This window comes from Sorangium sp. So ce887 (assembly GCF_051521455.1).
In the GTDB taxonomy this organism is placed as follows: domain Bacteria; phylum Myxococcota_A; class Polyangia; order Polyangiales; family Polyangiaceae; genus Sorangium.
On sequence record NZ_CP150354.1, the window covers coordinates 1,695,538 to 1,714,498 of the forward strand.

An 18,961-nucleotide genomic window follows, 5' to 3' on the forward strand; every position below is an offset into this window, starting at 1 on the left:
GAGGCTCTGCCCACGGCGCGAGGCGGCGATCTTGTCGCGCGTGCGCTCCGCGATCATCGATCCCTCGAACTCCGCGAAGGAGATTCATCGTCAGCCGACCCATCGCGTCGGCGGTCGAGAAGTTCTGCGTGACGGATACGAAGGACGCGCCCGTGGCGCCGAGGCGCTCCATCACCTTCACGAAGTCGAGGAGCGAGCGCGAGAGCCGGTCGACCTTGTAGACGACGATGACGTCGACCTTGCCGGCATCGACGTCGGCCATCAGCCGCTGGATCGCAGCGCGTCCCGTGTTCGCCCCGCGGTTTCCGCTCCTCACGATGAAATGGAGCTCCGTCGGCATGCGTTGGGACGAACGCGGCAATGCGCCTCCACTTCACCGGGACGTACGTCCTCGACGAGTGCAACGCTGCAACACAGAGCGCCGACGACATCGTCCTCCGTGGCTTGCGGCCGGAGCGCTCGAGCGCGGCAGCCTGGCGCGCAGCCCAGAAGCGCATCGCGGGCCGCCCGCCGCCCGGAGCCAACCTCGACACCGGGGGCCTTCGGCGATACCTGTGAGGCATGACCATCGTCGCCCTGACCGTGCCCGACGACCTCAGCGCAGCGCTCCAGGTGCCGGCCGAACGGCTGGCGTCCGAGATCGCCTTCGCCGCCGCGGTCCGGCTTTACGAGGAGGGTCGTGTGTCGCTGGCCAAGGCCGCCGAGATCGCGTGCGTGGAGCGCTTTCGCTTCGCCGCCCGGCTCGCGGAGATCGGCATCTCGACCGCTGCGTTCGACCTGGCCGATGTGGATGCTGCCAGGGCGGCGGCAAGATGACGCATCCGGTTGCGGTGATCAGCGACACGGGGCCGCTGAGCTACCTTCACCGACTCGGGCGTCTCGACATCCTGCAACAAATCTACCGGCACCTCCTCGTTCCACCCGCCGTCGTTGCTGAGCTCAATGTAGGGCTTCGCCTTGGCAGGGACCTGCCCGACGTGACCACCCTGGACTGGATCGAGCTGCGATCGCCTCCTGCCCGCGCGCTCCAGGGGATCGACGGCCTGGGCGCCGGGGAGACCGAGGGGCTCGCGCTCTCGCGCTCGCTCCCCGGGTCCCTGCTCCTCCTGGACGACGGCTACGCGCGAAAGGTCGCAGCGTCCCTGGGCTTGCACCTGACCGGAACGGTTGGCGTGCTCCTCGTCGCAAAGGAGCGCGGGCTCCTCGACAGGATCGGTCCCGAGCTGGAGCGCCTGCAAACGTTCGGATTTCGTCTGGCCGCACCTGTCTGGCGTGCGGTGCTGGAGCGAGCAGGAGAGACGGACTGACGCGGTCGCCGGAGCGGATCCGTGCCGGTCTCGGCTCGATCATCACGCCCTTGGCACGGCGGCGTGTAGCGTGCTCGACGCCGAGCTGGAGATGCTGCGGGAGCGGCTCGGGTTCGAGCCCAACCAGAAGGCCGACCTCCTGCGTGAGGTCGCCGCGCTCGCCGGATGGGGTCGTGCGGCAGGCCGAGCAGGGGCGAGCCATCGACGCCCCCCCGCCGTTCGCCCCCCCGGCCGCTCGCGCCCCCGCCCATCTGGACACCGCCCGCCCATCTGGACACCCCCCGGCTCATCTGGACATCCCCCTCACTCATCTGGACAGGGGGTGGGCTCATCTGGACATCCCGCCCGCTCATCTGGACACCCCCCGGCTCATCTGGACATCCCCCTCGCTCATCTGGACATCCCACCCCGCCGCCTCACCTCCCGGTTCCCCCCACCCCTGTCCAGATCCTGCTCCGTGCTCGACGCTCTCCCCCGACCGAGCTCATCCTTGCCGCATTGCGCCGTACCCCGAGGGGCGCGGGTCGCAGGAGGAGGGATCAAGCAGTCATCATGGCAAAGCAAGGAACGAACTTCGATCGCTGGGTCAAGGTCGCCGCCGGGTCGGAGCGGACCGACAACCCGCTGAATATTCCGTACGACATTGCCGTGCGCGAGGCGGTCGCCGCCGCGGCGTTCGCGAAGAAGTACTGGGAGCCCGACGGCGAGCGCCCGGGCCTCAAGCGGGTCAAGAACCGCCTGCCCGCCTCGAGCAGCGAGGAGCTGCTCTCCATCGTGCACGCCGTGCAGGAAGCGCAAACTCGGCTGCTCCTCATCGTCGATCCGGCCGTGGCCGATCTCGGCGAGCGCGCCCGGCTCGTCGTCGATGAGCTCGAGTCAGCGCTCGAGTTCCTGCTCGACGACGACGTCGACGAGCCCGCCGACGCGCAGCTCGCGCGCATCAAGGAGTTCCACGCGCAGGACGGCCAGCGCTCGAGCGCCCTCTCCCAGGCGCTCCGCGACTACGCGGGGCTCGCGGAGTCGCTCAAGGGCCGCCTCGTCGAGGCGGATGAGGCGTTTGACGTGCGCCTCATCGCCGAGGCCAGGAAGCTCGCGGAGGACCTGCAACGGCGAGCGCTGGAGGTGGCCCCCGAAGCCGGCGCCTCGGCCGCCGCGACAACGACCCGCAACCAGCTCCTGCACCTCATGGTCGAGCGGGTCGGCGCCATCCGGAAGACCGCGGCCCACGTCTTCCGGCGCCACCCCGAGATCGCCCGCGAGGTGACGAGCGCCTACGAGCGGCGCCGGCGCGCGGCGGCGCGGCGCGAGAAGGCCCGCAAGGCCGCCGAGCCCGGACAGGCCAACGGCAAGCCGGCAGAGGCCAACGGCAAGCCGGCAGAGGCCAACGGCAAGCCGGCGGCGGCGTCCGCGCCCGGGACCCCCGCGCCCGCGACCTCCTAAGCCAGGCAGCCTCCTCGAGCCCCTCGCCGTCCACGCGCCCGAGCTCGGCCACGTGGACGGCGGCCCGCCAGGGAGGGGCGACGCCGGATCCATCCCATCCAGACGGGCGAGAAGAGGCACACGTCGATCGTCGCCTTGCCCGTCGACACCCCGTCCCTCGCCACATCAGACACCGCCTCATGACCAAGCTCCGGCGGGAGCGGCGCTTCTACCTGGAGGCGATGATCCGCTGGACCGCGCCGGCGGCCCGGCCTCGTCGAGCTCGGCGAGGCCGGGCCGATGTCCAGCAGGGCGACCTCGGTGCGGCCGGCGTCGAGGCGGACGTGGTCGCGCTCTGATCCGGCGCGGAGCTCGCCGCTCGTCGGTCGATCGGTTGACGAACACTCCGCACCACTGAACAGCGGGCCGGGGAGGTCGAGGTGCGCGTCGGCGACATCGACGAGGCCATGGGCTCATGACATGGAAATATCGATCTCCGGGAACCCGACACAATCCATTTCGAGCCGCGAGAGCCGGCCAACTGCTTCATACTTGGATAGCATCGTTGGGATCAAGTAGAGCGCGCCATATAGCGCTTGGAATGCATCGAAGCCGGCTCCATGGGACTTATGGGTTTCCCCTGCCCCAGCGACTTCAACGTCGGCTTCCCAGCACAGAACTGCTGGCCTGTACTCGGGCGCCCAGACTCGCACCCAGATACTCTCTTGGGTCCCGCTCGGTAGTGTCAGCGTGATGGTGCGTTCCGCGATCGGGTCCGGCATGGCCCCCAGCTAGCGCACTCGTAGGCGATGTCAAGTGTCCGAGCTCAGCAGGAGCTCAAGCACCTCTCCCGCCCATTGTTGCGCGCCTTTTCGCATATGCTTTTCAGGAGCATGGGCGCGCGCTCCTCACAGTAAAGATCCCATCGACTCGATAGCGCGAAGCATGCAGCAGGGCAGCTGGAACGGCACTTCCTGTGGCCTGCTGCTCGACCTTGCATGTGCTCCCGTATGCACAGAATTGTATCCGTAGGCGCCAATAGCGCGGCTCCGCTCGCTGCTCCACACATGAGCTGCCAGATATCGGCCCCATCGTCTACCGCGTCTTCGCACCTGCCTCGTGTGGCTCGAATTTCGATGGGTTCAGCCGCGATGCGGCTCTCCTCATCAGGCGCAGCCTCCAATCCCAGTGTCGTGTCGAGCGCACAGGCGGATATGGAACAGCAGATTAGAGCGGTGATGATGGTGTCGATTGTTCGCATGTTGGCACTGTTGCGATCGGCGGAGAATGCCAACAGGTTTGAGACAGGCCAGACGAGAATCCTATGAGTGGATCGCGCTGAGGGACGGGTTCCGGCTCTGGGCAGCATCCGGTCGAGGTCGGAGCGGCCGCGGCACGGCGGTGGGCGTGGCGCCAGGTTCGGGCGCGGCGCTGGTCGTGCCCGTGTGCGTGGGCGCCGCGGCCTCTCCGGCAGCATCGTCAACGGACAGCGGGTTGATGGCTACCGAAGCGGGCGGCCTGCGCACGACGGGCGGCCCGTTCGGGAAGCGTTCCGGATGCGCGGCGTAGGCCGTGTCCAGGGCGACCTGGCGCCGAGCCGCGATATCTTCGACTCGGCCGTAGAATACATCAGCAGGTGTGAAGAGCGCAAGTCCAGAATGCTGATGAAGGTCGTTATACCAGCCGAAGAACTCCTGGCACCACGCTCGTGCATGAGCCAGCGAGGCAAAGCGGTCCGGATAGTCTGGCTGGTACTTGAGCGTCTTGAACTGCGACTCGGAGAAGGCGTTGTCGTCGCTGACGTGAGGCCGGCTGAAGCTACGAACGACGCCGAGCGAGCCGAGGAGCTGAGCGAGCCCCTCCGACCGCATCGCGGAGCCGCGGTCGGCGTGCACCGTGAGCGAGCCGGGCTCGACGCCGTGGCGGGCGACGGTCTCTGCGAAGAGGTGCTCGGCAAGCTCCGCGCTCTCGCGCTCGGCGAGCAGCCAGCCAACGGTCATGCGACTGAACAGGTCGAGGACGACATACAGGCAGTAGAAGACCCCAGGCAGCGACCCGCGCAACTTGGTGATGTCCCACGTCCAGATCTGGTTGGGAGCCGTGGCGGTAAGCGTTGGCTTGGCATGCGTCATCGGTCCACGCTGGGCGCGCCGCTCCCCGCTCTCGCCGGAGGCGGCGAGCAGCCGGTACATGGTGCGGATGGAGGCGAGGTAGACGCCGCGCGACAGCAGCGTCGCGTAGACCTCCGGCGGGGGCTGGTCGACGAACTCCTCGCTGTGCAGCACGTCGAGCACGGCTTGCCGCTCGGGGTCGCTGAGCCGGCGTGGGCTCGGAGCGGGCCCGGTCAGCGCGGACGGCTTCGCGGGCTGAGTCTGCCGGTAGAGCGTGGCGCGGCTGACGCCGAGTGCCGCACACGCCTGGGAGATGGGGACGTGCGGGTCATCGAGCTCTTCGATGACGTCCATCAGCGCTCTTCGTCGTTCGTGAGGTTGATGCCCAGAATGGCAGAGACTTTTTTTTGGAGGTCGATGAGCTTCTCAGCGAGCGCGAGCTTCTCCTCGAGCCGCGCCGAGCGCTTCTCGAGTTCGGCGATGCGCCGGTCCTTCGCGTCGTGCTTCGGCTTGCGGCCGGGCTTGCGCCCCGCGAGAGCCTCGCTGCCGTGGAGGGCGAGCTGCTTGCGCCAGGCCGTCAGGAGGGAGCTGTAGATGCCCTCGCGGCGCAGCAGCGCCTCGATGTCCCCGCGCTGGGTGCACGCGGCCGCCTCGCGAACGATGCGCAGCTTCTCCGCCGCCGAGAACTTCCGCCTCTTGCCCCGCTTCGGCACAGTCTCGACGGCGACGCCACTCGGGCGGGGAGCAGCGCCCTGCGCCGCTGGGGCGGGGGTAGGATCGACGGATCGGAGATGGGAAGGCTTCGGCACGAGTCAGGTCCATTCTCCGCCCTCTCACCACAGATTTCCAGGGGGAGCTTGTCTCACCCGACGTTGGCACAGAGGGTCGGCGTGCCGGGCCGAAGTGTGCTGCCGTGAGGCGCGCCCACAATCATCACGTGCGAGGTCACAACACAAGGAACCTCTGACTTTTGGAGCGCGAACTAAAAGGCCGTTTTGCCATTTGGGTACGTGAACAGGTAGCATCGGGAACCTCGGTGAATCCAGGCGGACTTTGCCCATCTCCCGGAATCCCCTTCCCACCGGCCGGCCGGCGTCGAGGCGGACGTGGTCGCGCTCTGATCCGGCGCGGAGCTCGCCGCTCGCCGGTCGATCGGTTGACGAACACCCCGCACCACTGAACGGCCGCCGCTCGGCCCTCTCCTCGCGCTGAACGACGACTGCCAGCCTCCCACGGCCTCAGCTGCCGCGCGGCGAACTGTGCAGTGTCAGGCCGACAGTGTCATCTCGACCCACTTGACCGATTCTGCGGCTTCGCCTCTGTTCGATTCAAAGGCACGTCATAAAGATAAGCTCGCTCGCATGCCTATATGGCACTCGCTTCGATGAGGCTCGCGAGGCGAGCGGGCACGGCGCGCGTACCTGCTCTGGTCCACCGGATCTCACGTCCGGAAGGCACGGGTCTAGCGATCTTGCTCATGTTCTTCTCCCGAGAGCGTTGTGCGTGTGCTCTCCAGTCTCTCCTGGTGACGTCCAGGGAGATCGCAAGCCTCTTGCTCCCGCCGCTTCAGATGGGCATCGCCAGCGCCGTCATCGAGGTCCTCACGATCTGCGCGGGCTCGTCCTTCGAGCCGCCGCTCGCCTCGATATCGCCGAGGCGCCGCGAGCTCTCCACCACCTCGACGTGCCAGACCTCGGCCTCACGGGTGGAGAGGCCCAGGCGCAGCGACACCAGGCGGCCAGGCCGCTTCGGAGCAGTGGGATTCGCGGAGCCTCACGGAAGCCTCACGGAAGCCTCACCAGATCCTGATAGTCCTTGAGATCGAACGGCAGCGTCAGCGCTCCGAAGTCTGGGATGTTGCCGCTGGGGGCGGTCTGCCCCTCGTCCGTCGGTTCGTCATGCTTTGCGTTCTGCTCCAGCGCGATGTCCTGATTGCGAATCACGTAGGCGCGCAGGCCGTCCTCGTACGCGGCTATGCCACCCACCAGATCATCCTTGTGCATGGCGAGCTCACTGGCCAGAACGTAAGCGCCGATCATCGCGACCGAGGTGGCCTGCCCCGTACCCAGAGAGACGGCGTAGCCAGCATCGCCGGCCAGCACGATCCGCCCACGTGACCAGCTACTCATGCGGACCTGGCTCAGCGAGTAGAAGTGGAAGTCGGCCGCGCGCAGCATGTGCTCCACGATCTGCGGAATCACCCAGCCAGCGCCTGCGACGCGGTCGGCGAGCAACCGCTTCTGCGCGTCGATGTCGCGGACGTCGTAGTCGACCCCCTTCGGCGCGTTGAAGCCGAGATACGTCCTCGCGTTGACATCCTTCCGCAGGCCCATGACCAGCGCGCCGACGGAGTCCGGCTGCTGGTACATGACCTGCCAGCGCTCGAGACCGAGAAAGTTCGGCATGCCGAACGTCGCAATGTACAGGTCGCCGAAGGCGCGGACGAACTGCTCATCGGGGCCGAAGGCGATCCGCCGCACCCCCGAATGCAATCCGTCGGCGCCAACCACCAACTCGAAGCGGCGAGGCGCAGCAGTGACGAACGTGACGTCGACGCCCGACTCGTCCTGGGTCAGCGACGCGATGGAATCGGCGAAGAGGTACTCGACCTCGGTGCCCACGGCCTCGTGAAGCACGTGACACAGGTCGTCGCGCAAGATCTCGACATCGGGGCTGTCGAGTCGGCCGCCCGTCAAGGTGCTCTCCGTGCTCCGGAAGATCTCCTGACCGGCCGAGTCGACCACAGAGATGCCCGTCAGCCTCGTGCTTCGATCGCGAAGCGCAGCGAGGATGCCCATCCGCTCCGCGACCTCCAGGGCCGGCCCCCGAACGTCGAGCGCGTGCCCGCCCGGGCGTAGATGCGGCGCACGCTCGACCACCGTGACCGCGAAGCCGTAGCGGGCGAGCCAAGTTGCGATGGTGAGACCGGAGACGCTGGCGCCGGAGACCAGCACCCGGGAGGCGGGACGCTTCGGGATCGTCGAGTTCATGGGAAGCATGGTACGTTTCTCGAACCGAGCCGTCCAAGACATGGATCGCACGGATATGATGCCTCCAGGGTAACGGTTGAGACCATGGAACTCCGACACCTCCGCTACTTCGTCACCATCGCCGAGGAGCAGAGCTTCCGCCGAGCCGCCACCAGGCTCCACGTCTCGCAGTCTCCATTGAGTCGGCAGATGAAGGACCTCGAGGAGGAGATGGGCGTTGAGCTCTTCGCGCCCGAGGGACGCGGGATCAAGCTCACGGCCGCCGGGAAGTCCTTCGCGGAGAGAGCCAGGAGCATCCTCGCGAGCGTCGACGCGGCCGTCGACGAAGCCAAGGGGATCGCCGAAGGCAGGCTCGGTACCGTGGTCATCGGCTTTGAGACGGGCACGACCTTCATGGGCTCGTTCTTGTCCTTCGTCGCGGCGTTTCGTCGGCGAGCGCCCCACGTCGGCCTCCAGCTCGTCCCCACGAGCAGCCTGGAGCAGTGGACGGCGCTGCGGCAGGGGACGATTGCCTTCGGCTATGGGGCCTACGCGCCCGATGACGACGCCCTCGGCCACCTCGAGATGACCCGCGATCGACTCGGGCTGCTCCTCTCCCCTGAGCATCGACTCGCACGGCTCAAGAAGATCCGGCTTCGAGACATCGAGAGCGAGCGCGTGCTACTCCAGCCACGTCAGCTCTATCCGAGGCTCCACGCGGACCTCATCACGGCGGCGCGCGCACAGGGCGTGACGCTGCACGTGACGGCGGAGGTGCTCGACCTGGAGGCGCTCCTGGCGCTTGTCGTGATCGGCGACGCGGTCACCTTCCTCTCGGAGAAGTTCTGGGAGCTGGCTTCGCAGACCTCGTTGCTGTGGCGGTCCGTCGAAGATCTCCACATCGATCTGAGTGAAGTCGTCACATGGCGCGCGGAGGACGGCGGCGCGCCCGTGGTGCGAGCGCTGATCGAGAGCGCGCGAGAGGTGAGCCCGCTCCTGCAGCACGCCGCAGACCGCGCGCGCTCCCCCAGGGCCGCCAAGCGAAAGCGCAACAAGCGCTGAGGCGTCTTCCCGGGCCGTCACGAGAGCAACACGTGTCCCCTCCGCGCTTGGGCGGCTGCTTTGCCCCTGCGGAGGCCGTGGGCGACGCCCTGCCCCCTCGGCTCCACTTCGCGCTCGCTGGCCAGCTGGGGCACCGGCGCTCAATCCCCCGGCTGGATGGCGACGGAGTATCCGCCGTCGGCCATCACGATGGAGCCGACCATGAAGCTCGCCTTGTCGGACGCCAGGAACGCGACGACCTCGGCGATCTCCTCGGGCGCGGCCGCGCGACGGATGGGGGCGCCTTTGCCGTGATCGCGCAAGAACTCGCGGCCGTCGGGCCGGATGTCGTTGAGCAGGTTGGTGACCACGTCGCCCGATCCGACGGCGTTGACGCGGACGCCATGGTCGATGGCCTCCAGGGCCAGGACCCGCGTCAGCTGCGCCAGCGCGCCCTTCGACGCCGCATAGGCTGCGATCTGCGGGAACCCGAAGAAGCAGGCGTAGGAGCCGATGTTGACGATCGCCCCGCGCCTGTTCGGGATCATCGCCCGCAGCGCCTCGCGCGAGTGCAGGAATACCCCGGTGACGTTCACGTTCATGATCGAATTCCAGTCGTCCAGCGACATGTCGATCACGAGCTTGTTGATGATGCGCGCGGCATTGTTGACGAGGATATCAAGCCTTCCGAAGCGCTCGACCGCGAGCGCGACCACGCGCTTGGCCGTCTCTTCCTGGGCGACATCCCCGACGAACGGCACGATGCGGCTGTCACCGCGGACCAGCTCGTTGACCGCCGGGTGGATGTCCTCGGCCACGACCGCGGCGCCGCGCGCCTCCAGCAAGAGCGCCGTGGCCCGACCGATGCCGCTCGCTGCGCCGGTGACGATCGCGACCCTGCCTTCGAGATCACGCTGCAGATCTTCGGTCTTGCTCATGTTCCTCTCCCGAGAGCGTTGTGCGTGTGCTCTCCAGTCTCTCCTGGTGACGTCCAGGGAGATCGCAAGCCCCAGGAGCGAAGGGTCCCGACCTCCTCGAGAGCGTCTTTCGAGCTCCACCAGACTCGTACTGCGCCACGCCCGCCGGGAGGCGCCGCCCGAAGGGATTTGCTAACGTCGGGGCATGACCGCATCCGCGCCGAAGGCTGCCCGTCCCGCGACCTTGGAGGATCTCCTTGCGATCCCCGAGGAGGAGCGGCGCCACGAGCTCATCGAGGGCAGCATCGTCGAGAAGGGGGCCGCGACCGGCGAGCACGGGGCCGTGCAGCGCAAGCTCTCCGCCTACGTCGACCCCTACGATCAGCGCCCCGGCGGGCGCAGGCCCGGGGGATGGTGGCTCGCCACCGAGGTCGATGCCTACTTCGACGCCATGAACACCGTCCGCCCCGACGTGGTCGGCTGGCGACGAGAACGCGTCCCGGCGCGCCCGCGCGGTATCCCGATCATGGCGCGCCCCGATTGGATCTGCGAGATCCTCTCGACGAACAAGCGGAACGATCTCATCAAGAAGAAGCGCGTCTATCACCGGCACCAGGTTCCGCACTACTGGATCATCGACCCCGAGGAAGAGACCCTGGCCGTCCATCGCTGGACGCAGGAAGGTTACGTCGAGATCCTCGCCGCCGAGCGCGGCGAGCAGGTCCGGGCCGAGCCGTTCGAGACGACCCCGCTGCAGGTCGGCGTGCTCTTCGGCGACGACGAAGACGACGAGCCCGTGCGGGAACCCTAGGCTCCATGAGGACATGGCTCGATGACCCGACTCACGGCTCGCCGCCTTGCACACCCTGCTCCTTGACCACGCTGATCTCCCCGTCCGCCTCGAGGCAGGCAGAGCGCACCGTCTTGATGTCCGTGATCCCTTGCCTGCGAAGGGCCGCCTGCAGCTCCTCCTCGGTGACCATTTCCCGGCGAATGTTCTTCCACTGCGGGCGGCCGTCCCGGACGAGGATCGTCTGCGTGTCGCGCAGGCAACGCCGGAAGAAGGGGACGCGGAACTCCAGGATATCGACCACGTAGCCCCAGGCCACGATGAGAGCGATCATGAGCAAGGCGTCCGCGGGCGAGGTCGATCCGCCCATGATGCCGTCGGCGGCCATGCCACCGATGAGAACGAGGGCGAGCATGTCGTTCGGTGAGAGATGCCCGGTGCGTCGCTTGGGGATGACGCGGATCAGGATGACGAGGGCGAGATAGACGAGCGTCGTGCGCAGGGCGATCTCCCAGAGGGGCTTGGAAAAACCAAACAACCCTTCCATGGGCGTCCTCCCGCCGGCACGGCCACGCGCGTCAGCGCGCGGAATGGAAGCGCCGAGACAGCTGGCGAACCTCTTCCGCGAGGCTCTGGATGGGACCTTCCACGGGCAGTCCCGGGACGACATCGCGGATCGGCAGGCATCGCACCGGAGGCGACGGAAGGCCCCACTCGGCGAGCCAGCCGACCAGCTGTGCCGAAGAGCTCGCGTACACGATGCGGCCGAGCCGGACCCAGCCATGGGCCGCGGCGCACATGGGACAGTGCTCGGTCGAGGTGAAGACCGTCGCCGCGGCTCGCTCGTCGGGGGCGAGGTTCGCAGCCGCCCAGCGCGCTAGCGCGAGCTCCGGATGGCAGGTCGGATCGCCGCCGCCCACGCGGTTGTGATCCTCGGCGAGGACCGTTCCATCCGCCGCGACAAGCACGGAGCCGAACGGCTCGTTGCCAGTCTCAAGCGCCAGCGCCGCGAGCTCGACGCAGCGGTGCAGGTGTCTCATCTCGATACTGCTCGGCATGGTCGTCTCCTTTGGGGCACGGGCGTGCTGCTTCGTTCGCGCCGGAGGGGTCCTCGCAAGAAAGGGACCGCTCCAGGTGGCCCCAGATCGTGGTAGCCTCGACGCATGGCAATCGCCTTCCTCCGGCTCCGCTGAGCAGGACAGCGCGTCCCCCACCGCGCCCCGCGCATCCCGCGCCGGCGTGCTGGTCTGCCGCGCTGTCGAGCCGTCCCTGGACCCCTTTTCGGAGGTCGGGGGCGTGATGCGCGCGCGGACGCGGGGGAACGCCATCCGGTAGCCCTCGCCGCGATCTGCTCCTGCTCAGCGCTCGACGACCTCCTCGGACGTGTTCGCCGGAGGTCGTGTCATGCCTGCATCGAAGCGCTCGGACCGCGAGAGCCGTAATTCAACTGTCTGCAAGGCGATCGTCATCGCCGTTCAGCCCCCCGAGGCCGCGGAGGCCGAGGTTCATCGATCGCTCTCGGAGCTCAAGCAGCTGTTGCTTGGCCTCGATATCACCGTCATCGCGGAGGTCATCCAGAAGAGAAGCGTCCGCTCGTCCCCCACGTATCTCGGCGAGGGGAAGCTCCGCGAGCTCGCAGCCCTCACCGGGGGCACGGGCGACGTCCCCAGAGGCCCGGACGCGCGCCGGGCCGACCGCGCAGCGCCCCAGACGGCGGACAGCCTCGTCGTCGTCGCCGACGACGAGCTCAGCCCTGGCCAGCTGCGGAACCTGCAGGCGGCGCTCGGCGTCGACGTGCTCGATCGGACCGCCGTCATCCTGCGCGTGTTCGAGTCGAGAGCCCGCACCCGCGAGGCCAAGCTCGAGATCGAGCTCGCCCGGCTCGAGTACGAGCTCCCGCGGATCCGCGACGACCACGCGCTCGGCGATCGCGAAGGCGGCGGCGGTCGCGCCTCTCGCGGCCACACGAACGTCGAACTCGCAAAGCAGCGCGCCCGCGAACGCATGGCGGCCGCGCGCAGGGAGCTCGAGCAGCTGAAGACGAACGCCTCGCAGCGCCGCCTCGCCCGCGCAGACAGCTTCCGGGTGGCGCTCGTCGGCTACACAAACGCAGGCAAATCGTCGATCATGCGCCAGCTGACGGGCAGCGAGGTCCTCGTCGAGGACAGGCTCTTCGCCACGCTCGGAACGACGGTGCGCCAGCTCTCGCCGCCGGTGACGCCGGCCGTGCTCGTCGCCCATACGGTGGGGTTCCTCCACCGGCTCCCCCACGCGCTGGTCGCCTCGTTCCACTCCACGCTCTCCGAGGCGCGAGAGGCGTGGCTCCTGCTCCAGGTCGTCGACGCCGCCGATCCAGCGTTTCGCTCGCAGATCCGCGTGACCGAGCAGGTCCTCGCGGACGTCGGCGCCGCGGAGACGCCGATGCTGCTCTTGCTCAACAAGGCGGATCGCCTCGGTCGCGAGGAGCGGGACGCGCTCGCCAGCGAGTACCCGGACGCGCTCCTGATGAGCGCGCTCGAACGCCAGGACGGCGACGCTCTCCGGGAGCGGATCAAGGCCTTCTTCGCACAGCACCTCATCGAGCACACCGTCTCGATTCCCTAGGATCGCCAGGGGGTGCTGGCCGAGCTGCGCGATCGGCTCCAGGTGGTCCGGGAAGAGTACGGCGAGGAGGTCTCCGTCACGGTCCGCGGTACGCCGGAGACGCTGGGCAAGCTCGCGGCGCGCCTCTCCGGCGGCTGACGGCGCGATCCCGCTACTCGCCGCCGCCGCCGTCGCCGCGCGCCGACGCCACGAGCTCCTCCACGAAGGGCGACGCCGGCCGGGCAGCCAGCTCCTCCCACGTCCCGGCCTGCGTCACGCGCCCCGCCTCGAGGACGGCGATGCGCTGGCCGAGGAGCCGCGCGTCCGCGGCGTCGTGCGTGACGACGATCGTCGGAAGGGCGAGCGCTCGCAGATAATCCGCCAGGAACGCCCGCACCTCGCGGCGGGAATGGACGTCCAGCGCCGCGAGCGGCTCGTCGAGCAGCAGCGCGCGCGGGCTCACGGAGAGTGCGCGCGCGAGGGCCACGCGCTGCTGCTCGCCCCCGGAGAGCGTCTGCGTCCGGCGATGGGCGAGCGCGGCGATGCCGAGCTCGTGGAGCATCGCGTCCACGCGCTCGGCGCGGGCCGCCCCCCTCCGCCGCGAGGCCGCGCTCCTCACCGCGAACTCGACGTTCTCACGCACGCTGAGATGCGGAAACAGCGCATAATCCTGCGGCACATAGCCAATCCCGCGCTCCTCGACAGGCACGTCGATCCCGGCCCTCGTGTCGAGGAGCACCGCGCCTCCGACCTCCACCCGCCCTCGCTCCACGGGCAGCACGCCGAGGAGCATCGAGAGCAAGCTCGTCTTCCCGGAGCCATTGGGCCCCACGAGCGCCAGCGTCCCACGCCCGGTCTCGAGCTCCGCGTCGAGGTGCAAACGGCCGATACGCGCGGTCACGCGCGCGCGCAGGCTCTGCGCCGCCGTCACGGCGTCGCCTCGCGGCGCGCGGTGGATCGCCGCGCCACGGCCCGCACGAACAGGAGCAGCGCGAACGCCACGACGACCAGGACCATCGACAGCGCCTGCGCCGCGCGCATGTCCGACTCGAGCGCCGTGTAGATGGCGAGCGGCAGCGTCTGCGTCCTGCCCTGCAGGTTCCCGGCGAACATGAGCGTCGCGCCGAACTCGCCGAGGGAGCGGGCCCAGCTCATGGCCGCTCCCGCGACGAGCCCCGGGGCCGAGAGCGGCAGCGCCACGCGGAAGAACACCCGGAGCGGCGACGCGCCGAAGGTCCGCGCCACCACCACGAGCTTCGCGTCGACCCGCCGGAACGCGCTCGTCGCCGCCTGCACGAAGAACGGCGCCGAGACGAACACCTCGGCCATGACGACCGCCGCCGTCGTGAACGTCACCGACCACCCCTCCGGGTAGAGCCAGCCGGCGAGGAGCCCGCGCCGCCCGAAGGCGAGCAGCATCGCGACCCCCGCGACCGCGGGCGGGATCACGATGGGCAGCTGCACCGCCGTCTCGACCGCGCGCGCGAGCCGCCCGCGCGCGCGCGCGAGCGTCCAGGCGAGCGGCGTTCCCAGGAGCACCACGACGACGAGGCTGGCCGAGGTGGTGACGAGGCTCAGGCGCAGCGCGGGCCACACGAGGGGGTGACGGAGCCCCTGCTCGACGTCCGCCGCCGTGGCCGTCACGAACAGCGCCAGGATCGGGACGGCCAGGAACGCCACGAGGACGCCGCCGACCGCGGCCAGGACGCCCCGCTCCGCGCCGAGGCGCACGCTCACGGGCCCGAGCCGCCCCCGGAAGGCGCCAGGAACCCGGCGCGCCGCAGCGCGCTCTGCCCGGCCTCCGAGCGCACGAGGTCGACCCAGGCGCGCGCGAGCCCGGGGTGCGCGGCGCCGGCCACGACCGCGATCGGGTACTCGGCGAGGACGTTGACCTCGGGCGGGATCGCCACGACGGTCACGCCGTCCTGCGCCGCGTGCGCGTCGGTCCGGTAGACAACGCCGGCCTGCGCTTCTCCGAGGCGCACCTTGGTGAGCACCTGGCGCACGTTGAGCTCGCGCGAGACGACCCTGGCCTCCACGCGCGCGCGGAAGTCCGCGCCCAGGGTCGCGGACGCGCGATCGAGGAGCTGCAGCGTGTAGCGGCCGATCGGGACCTCCGGGGCGCCGATGACGATGCGGGTCGCCGCGGGGAGATCGGCGAGCCCCCGGATCGTCCCGGCGCTCTCGCGCGCGACGACGAGGACGGGCTCGTTGCGCGCGAAGACGACGGGGCCCACCGCGCGCCCGGACTTCACGAGCTCGTCCATGTGGCGCTGATCGGCCGAGGCGAACACGTCGACCGCGGCGCCGTGCTCCAGCTGCGTGCGGAGCTCCTGCGTGCCGGCGAAGTTGAACGTGAGCTCCACGCCGGCGTGCGCGCGCTCGAAGTCCTCGCCCATCGCGGTGAACACCTCGCGGAGGGAGGCGGCGGCGAAGACGACGAGCCTGTCCTCGCGCCCCGGAGGCGCCGGCCCCGAGCGCCCGCAGCCGCAGGCGGCGACGAGGCACGCCGCGAGCACCAGCAGCGGGAGGGCCCAGAGCCGCCGTCTTCGGGCGCGCTGCCTCTGCATGGCGCCTCGGCTCCGCGGCTCCGCGCGTGCCGTCATGCCGCCCAGCGGCCCGCGATGCGCGCCGCCGCGGCGCGGCCCGACGCCGCCGGGGCGCCGGTCTCGGCGGTGATGTTTGCTCCTCGATCGGCCACGACGCGTGTTCTTTACATCGAGGAACGCATGCTTGTCACCTCGGCCCGCGCGCGTTCGGCCTGCCGGCCACAGCCAGCAGGGTGGCTCGGCCAGCAGGCCGAACGCGCGCGCGCCGAGGCCGCTCCCGCTGTGTCGAACCAGCACAGAGGCAGCGAATCGAGCCGCCATGTTTCCAGGGGGCTCACGATGTTCCCGGCGCCCTGCCATGCTCCCGTTCGCCGCCGGCGCGCCCGACGTCGTTCCGGCACGGCTCCCGGGGGGCAGCTTGCTCTCCGCGCCGCCCGGCCTAGCTTTTGAGAGGGAGAAGGAGAAGGAGAAGGACCCTCCATGAAGGAGCGAGGCCCCCTGATCCGCTGGCCCCGTCGAGAGCAGGAAGGAACCTCGGTCATGCCGACGCGGACGCGCTTCGAGGCCACGGCGAGGACGGGCTACGCCATCCTGACCCTGCTCCTGGCGGTCGGGATGGCGTTCTCGGTCCGGCGGTTCTCGTCCGTGGCAGACGCTCAGAGCGAGCGTCTGAGCGCCAAGGAGCGCGAGATCACGCTCGTGGAGCGGCTCCACTGGAGCTGCGAGCTCATCGTGTCTCACGGCAGGGGCTACCTCATTTCCGGAAAGCGCGATCTCCTCACCGACGCCGAGGACGCCAAGGCGCTCTTCCGTGAGAACGTCCGCGCGCTTCGCCGCCGGCCGCTCAGCCCGACGGCTCTCGAGCTGCTCGCGGACGTCGAGCGGTCGGCCGGGAGATTCATACGGCTCCAGGAAGAGCTGTTCGCCGCCCGGCAACTCTCCGAGGACCCGACGTGGATTGCGCGTCGATTCGAGGAGGAGCTGCGGCCGCTTCGCGAGGATGTCGAGCTCTCCCTCGTGCGCCTCACCGACTACAAGGAGAGGGTCGTCGAGAACCTCTATGTCGACGCGAGGGCGGAACGAGCCGAGCTCACGCTGCGGCTGTACAGCCTGCTGGGCTTGCTGGTGTCGGCCAGCCTCGGGATCGCGTGGTACTTCACGAGGCGCCTCGGCGGCCTGTACCACCAGGTGCGGGAGGCGCGCGAGGCCGCGCGCAAGGCGGTGGCGGCCCGCGACGATCTCATGGGCATCGTGGCCCATGACCTGCGCAACCCGCTCAGCGCCATCACGCTGAAGGCCGCGCGGCTGCGAAGGACAGGGGACTCCGAGAGCGTGCGGCAGCAAGCGGCGTCGATCGAGCACGTCGCCAAGCGGATGGAGCACCTCATCAGGACCATGCTCGACGCGGCGACGATGGAAGCCTACAAGTTCTCCGTGACGCCGGCGCCGTGCGCGGTGGACGATCTCCTGCGCGAGACGCTGGAGATGTTCGGGCCCCTCGCCGAATCCAGGCAGGTCCGGTTCGAGCAGAGCGTGAACGAGCCCGATCTCGTGATCTGCGCGGAACGGGAGCGCGTGCTCCAGGTGCTCTCGAACCTGCTCGGGAACGCGCTGAAGTTCACGCCCCGGGGCGGTCGCGTGACCCTCTCGGTCGACCGGGAGGGGACGACGGTCCGCTTCGCCGTCGTCGATACGGGGCCGGGGATCCCCCGCGAGAACCTCTCGAGCATCTTCGAGCGGTTCTGGAAGGTGGAGGCGCCGGGGGAGAGGGGCACCGGGCTGGGGCTCTACATCGCCAAGGGGATCGTCGATGCGCACGGCGGCCGCATCTGGGCGGAGAGCGAGGTCGGGCGCGGCGCCCGGTTCTACTTCACGCTCCCGGTCGCCGAGCCGGCCGCGCACCAGGCCCCCGCCGCGGAGGAGGTCCCCGTGCTCTCGGCAGGAATCGACCCGCATCGAGGCGGATGAGGCGCCCGTCGCGATTCCTCCGGTCGAGCCTCGCCGGCCCGAGCGTCCGAGTCCGATCGATCGAAGAGCTTCACGAGCATCTCGGTCCCGAGGCCGGTCGCGACCATGCGCTCGCGGCGGTTCGAGAGCAGCGCGCCGAGCCACGGCACCGCGCCCCCGTCCCCGAGCGGGAGCTCGAGGCCGTCGTCCCGCCGGACGACGAGCTGGACGAACGGCCCGGCGTAGTAACCAAGCCCCTGCAACCGCGCGAGATCGTGGACGATCTCGACCTCCGGCCGCGCGCGCGAGAGCGGCTCGCCCACCTCGGCGACCCAGCGCTCGGCGCGCGCGACGAGCTCCGGGCCGAGGCCGAGCGAGCGCACGGCGCCCGCGTAGTCCGCCGCGGCGCGCGGCAGGTCGACGGAGGCCTCGCGCAGGGCCGCCTCCGACGACCCGGGCTCGTGCGCCTTCGCCCGCTGCGCCAGCGCGTCCGCGTCGAGGCCGCGCGCGCCGAGGCACGCCCGGACCACGGCCGTGTCGGAGAGGACCACGCGCAGGCCCGCCGCGCGGAAGCCGGCGGACGGCAGCGCACGGACCAGGTCGGCCCAGACGACGAGGTGCTCGAGCAGGGCGCGCCGCTCGCACGCGTCGTCCTCGCCCCGCCCGGGCGAGCGGGCCGCGGTCACGAGGGCGAACAGGCGGAAGTGGGGCGTGAAGCCCGGGTGCTTCGTGGGCTGCATGCGCAGCACGCGCTGGCTCGCGCAGAAGCGCAGCGGCTCGCCGCGCCGGGTCTCGCGCCGGCGCCGCGCCGCGTGCAGCGCGAGCCCCGTGGTCGGGTCCGCGGCGACCTCGGCGAAGCGCACCGTCGCGAGCACGTTGTTCGGCTCGACGCCCGCGCACGCCGTGGCGCCGAGCGGCCCGACCGGCGCGAGATCCACCGCCTCGAACCCCGCCGCCGCCGCGTACGCCGCCGCGTCGAAGGCGTGGATCCGCCGGGCGTCCACGGCCGAGGCGTGGGTCATGGGCGCCCGCTCGGCGTGATCGAGGACCTCGGCGAAGCTCCGCCGGAGCGCGCGCTGGCGCAGGCAGTGGAGCAGGAGCGTGGTCAGCTCGTTGCCCGGGAGGCCCTCCGCGAGGAGCCGATCGAGCGGCTCACCGGCGTGCGCCTCGGCCGCGCGGCGCGCGATGCGCGACGACAGCTCGCCCGTCCTGCCGTCGGCGAGCGCCCGCGGCGGGCCGGCGGTGGCCTGCCCCGGGCGAGCGGTGGCCTGCGTCGTGAGGTCGTCGGCGGTGGGCATGGCGGGCTCCTCGTCGACACCGTGCCGCGG

Annotated in this window: 22 protein-coding genes and 1 pseudogene; 10 read left to right on the forward strand and 13 right to left on the reverse strand. The window is 70.0% G+C overall.

The features are described 5' to 3' along the window. Positions 1 to 12: 12 nt before the first annotated feature. Positions 13 to 307, reverse strand: a pseudogene (locus tag WMF36_RS06355) (recombinase family protein); the annotation flags it as partial. Positions 308 to 360: 53 nt separating this feature from the next. Here WMF36_RS06355 and WMF36_RS06360 point away from each other — a divergent pair. From WMF36_RS06360 to WMF36_RS06380, 5 genes are all read left to right on the forward strand, one after another. Then, entirely contained in the window at positions 361 to 558 is a 198-nt protein-coding gene (locus WMF36_RS06360; RefSeq protein WP_437578706.1) for a hypothetical protein, read from the forward strand. 3 nt (positions 559 to 561) lie between these two features. Continuing rightward, positions 562 to 816, forward strand: a complete 255-nt coding sequence (locus WMF36_RS06365; RefSeq protein WP_437578707.1) for a UPF0175 family protein — start codon at positions 562 to 564, stop codon at positions 814 to 816. Then, complete coding sequence (locus WMF36_RS06370) at positions 813 to 1,307, forward strand: DUF3368 domain-containing protein (RefSeq protein ID WP_437578708.1); 495 nt, start codon at positions 813 to 815, stop codon at positions 1,305 to 1,307. Before WMF36_RS06365 ends, WMF36_RS06370 begins: the two co-directional genes overlap by 4 nt. Before the next feature lie 552 nt (positions 1,308 to 1,859). Next, the gene (locus WMF36_RS06375; protein ID WP_437578709.1) at positions 1,860 to 2,747 is read left to right on the forward strand and encodes a hypothetical protein; all 888 of its coding nucleotides are present in this window, start codon (positions 1,860 to 1,862) and stop codon (positions 2,745 to 2,747) included. A 179-nt stretch (positions 2,748 to 2,926) separates the two neighbouring features. Continuing rightward, on the forward strand, positions 2,927 to 3,085 hold the full coding sequence (locus tag WMF36_RS06380) for a hypothetical protein (protein ID WP_437487306.1): 159 nt from the start codon (positions 2,927 to 2,929) through the stop codon (positions 3,083 to 3,085). Between the two features lie 114 nt (positions 3,086 to 3,199). Here the strand turns inward: WMF36_RS06380 and WMF36_RS06385 are convergent, their stop codons facing one another. From WMF36_RS06385 to WMF36_RS06405, 5 genes are all read right to left on the reverse strand, one after another. Continuing rightward, positions 3,200 to 3,508: a DUF6968 family protein gene (locus tag WMF36_RS06385; protein WP_437578710.1), complete on the reverse strand. Its 309-nt coding sequence runs from the start codon at positions 3,506 to 3,508 to the stop codon at positions 3,200 to 3,202. 540 nt (positions 3,509 to 4,048) lie between these two features. Further along, the gene (locus WMF36_RS06390; protein WP_437578711.1) at positions 4,049 to 5,191 is read right to left on the reverse strand and encodes an IS3 family transposase; all 1,143 of its coding nucleotides are present in this window, start codon (positions 5,189 to 5,191) and stop codon (positions 4,049 to 4,051) included. Then, positions 5,191 to 5,550 carry a transposase gene (locus WMF36_RS06395; RefSeq protein ID WP_437573832.1) on the reverse strand — a complete coding sequence of 120 codons (360 nt, stop codon included), beginning with the start codon at positions 5,548 to 5,550 and terminating at the stop codon, positions 5,191 to 5,193. The genes WMF36_RS06390 and WMF36_RS06395 overlap by 1 nt, the downstream gene beginning before the upstream one ends. A gap of 853 nt (positions 5,551 to 6,403) precedes the next feature. Beyond that, the gene (locus WMF36_RS06400) at positions 6,404 to 6,568 is read right to left on the reverse strand and encodes a hypothetical protein (protein WP_437578712.1); all 165 of its coding nucleotides are present in this window, start codon (positions 6,566 to 6,568) and stop codon (positions 6,404 to 6,406) included. 53 nt (positions 6,569 to 6,621) lie between these two features. Next, the gene (locus WMF36_RS06405) at positions 6,622 to 7,827 is read right to left on the reverse strand and encodes an FAD-dependent monooxygenase (protein WP_437578713.1); all 1,206 of its coding nucleotides are present in this window, start codon (positions 7,825 to 7,827) and stop codon (positions 6,622 to 6,624) included. Between the two features lie 84 nt (positions 7,828 to 7,911). Between WMF36_RS06405 and WMF36_RS06410 the strand changes: the two genes are divergently transcribed. Continuing rightward, entirely contained in the window at positions 7,912 to 8,868 is a 957-nt protein-coding gene (locus tag WMF36_RS06410; RefSeq protein WP_437578714.1) for a LysR family transcriptional regulator, read from the forward strand. A gap of 140 nt (positions 8,869 to 9,008) precedes the next feature. On the opposite strand, the gene WMF36_RS06415 is transcribed toward WMF36_RS06410, so the two are convergent. Beyond that, positions 9,009 to 9,785, reverse strand: coding sequence for an SDR family NAD(P)-dependent oxidoreductase (locus tag WMF36_RS06415; protein WP_437578715.1), 777 nt, complete (start codon positions 9,783 to 9,785; stop codon positions 9,009 to 9,011). Between the two features lie 223 nt (positions 9,786 to 10,008). Between WMF36_RS06415 and WMF36_RS06420 the strand changes: the two genes are divergently transcribed. Then, positions 10,009 to 10,575 carry a Uma2 family endonuclease gene (locus WMF36_RS06420; protein ID WP_437578716.1) on the forward strand — a complete coding sequence of 189 codons (567 nt, stop codon included), beginning with the start codon at positions 10,009 to 10,011 and terminating at the stop codon, positions 10,573 to 10,575. A gap of 31 nt (positions 10,576 to 10,606) precedes the next feature. On the opposite strand, the gene WMF36_RS06425 is transcribed toward WMF36_RS06420, so the two are convergent. Together WMF36_RS06425 and WMF36_RS06430 are read right to left on the reverse strand one after the other, a co-directional pair. After that, positions 10,607 to 11,101: a DUF421 domain-containing protein gene (locus WMF36_RS06425; protein WP_437578717.1), complete on the reverse strand. Its 495-nt coding sequence runs from the start codon at positions 11,099 to 11,101 to the stop codon at positions 10,607 to 10,609. A gap of 31 nt (positions 11,102 to 11,132) precedes the next feature. After that, positions 11,133 to 11,612 carry a nucleoside deaminase gene (locus tag WMF36_RS06430; protein WP_437578718.1) on the reverse strand — a complete coding sequence of 160 codons (480 nt, stop codon included), beginning with the start codon at positions 11,610 to 11,612 and terminating at the stop codon, positions 11,133 to 11,135. 346 nt (positions 11,613 to 11,958) lie between these two features. Between WMF36_RS06430 and hflX the strand changes: the two genes are divergently transcribed. Continuing rightward, a complete protein-coding gene (hflX, locus tag WMF36_RS06435; RefSeq protein ID WP_437578719.1) occupies positions 11,959 to 13,158 on the forward strand; it encodes a GTPase HflX in 1,200 nt (399 codons plus the stop codon). 12 nt (positions 13,159 to 13,170) lie between these two features. Then, the gene (locus WMF36_RS06440; protein WP_437578720.1) at positions 13,171 to 13,296 is read left to right on the forward strand and encodes a hypothetical protein; all 126 of its coding nucleotides are present in this window, start codon (positions 13,171 to 13,173) and stop codon (positions 13,294 to 13,296) included. A gap of 13 nt (positions 13,297 to 13,309) precedes the next feature. Here the strand turns inward: WMF36_RS06440 and WMF36_RS06445 are convergent, their stop codons facing one another. Genes WMF36_RS06445 through modA form a run of 3 tightly spaced genes read right to left on the reverse strand, consistent with a single transcriptional unit; the run spans position 13,310 to position 15,707 of the window. After that, on the reverse strand, positions 13,310 to 14,068 hold the full coding sequence (locus WMF36_RS06445; protein WP_437578721.1) for an ATP-binding cassette domain-containing protein: 759 nt from the start codon (positions 14,066 to 14,068) through the stop codon (positions 13,310 to 13,312). Then, the gene (locus WMF36_RS06450; protein WP_437578722.1) at positions 14,065 to 14,874 is read right to left on the reverse strand and encodes an ABC transporter permease; all 810 of its coding nucleotides are present in this window, start codon (positions 14,872 to 14,874) and stop codon (positions 14,065 to 14,067) included. Before WMF36_RS06450 ends, WMF36_RS06445 begins: the two co-directional genes overlap by 4 nt. Beyond that, positions 14,871 to 15,707 (reverse strand): molybdate ABC transporter substrate-binding protein, encoded by an 837-nt coding sequence (gene modA, locus WMF36_RS06455; RefSeq protein ID WP_437578723.1) that lies wholly within the window; start codon positions 15,705 to 15,707, stop codon positions 14,871 to 14,873. Before modA ends, WMF36_RS06450 begins: the two co-directional genes overlap by 4 nt. Positions 15,708 to 16,166: 459 nt before the next feature. Between modA and WMF36_RS06460 the strand changes: the two genes are divergently transcribed. Continuing rightward, positions 16,167 to 17,654 (forward strand): ATP-binding protein, encoded by a 1,488-nt coding sequence (locus WMF36_RS06460; RefSeq protein ID WP_437578724.1) that lies wholly within the window; start codon positions 16,167 to 16,169, stop codon positions 17,652 to 17,654. On the opposite strand, the gene WMF36_RS06465 is transcribed toward WMF36_RS06460, so the two are convergent. Further along, positions 17,552 to 18,931 (reverse strand): hypothetical protein, encoded by a 1,380-nt coding sequence (locus tag WMF36_RS06465; RefSeq protein WP_437578725.1) that lies wholly within the window; start codon positions 18,929 to 18,931, stop codon positions 17,552 to 17,554. The two genes, WMF36_RS06460 and WMF36_RS06465, sit on opposite strands and share 103 nt — an antisense overlap. Between the last annotated feature and the right edge of the window lie 30 nt (positions 18,932 to 18,961).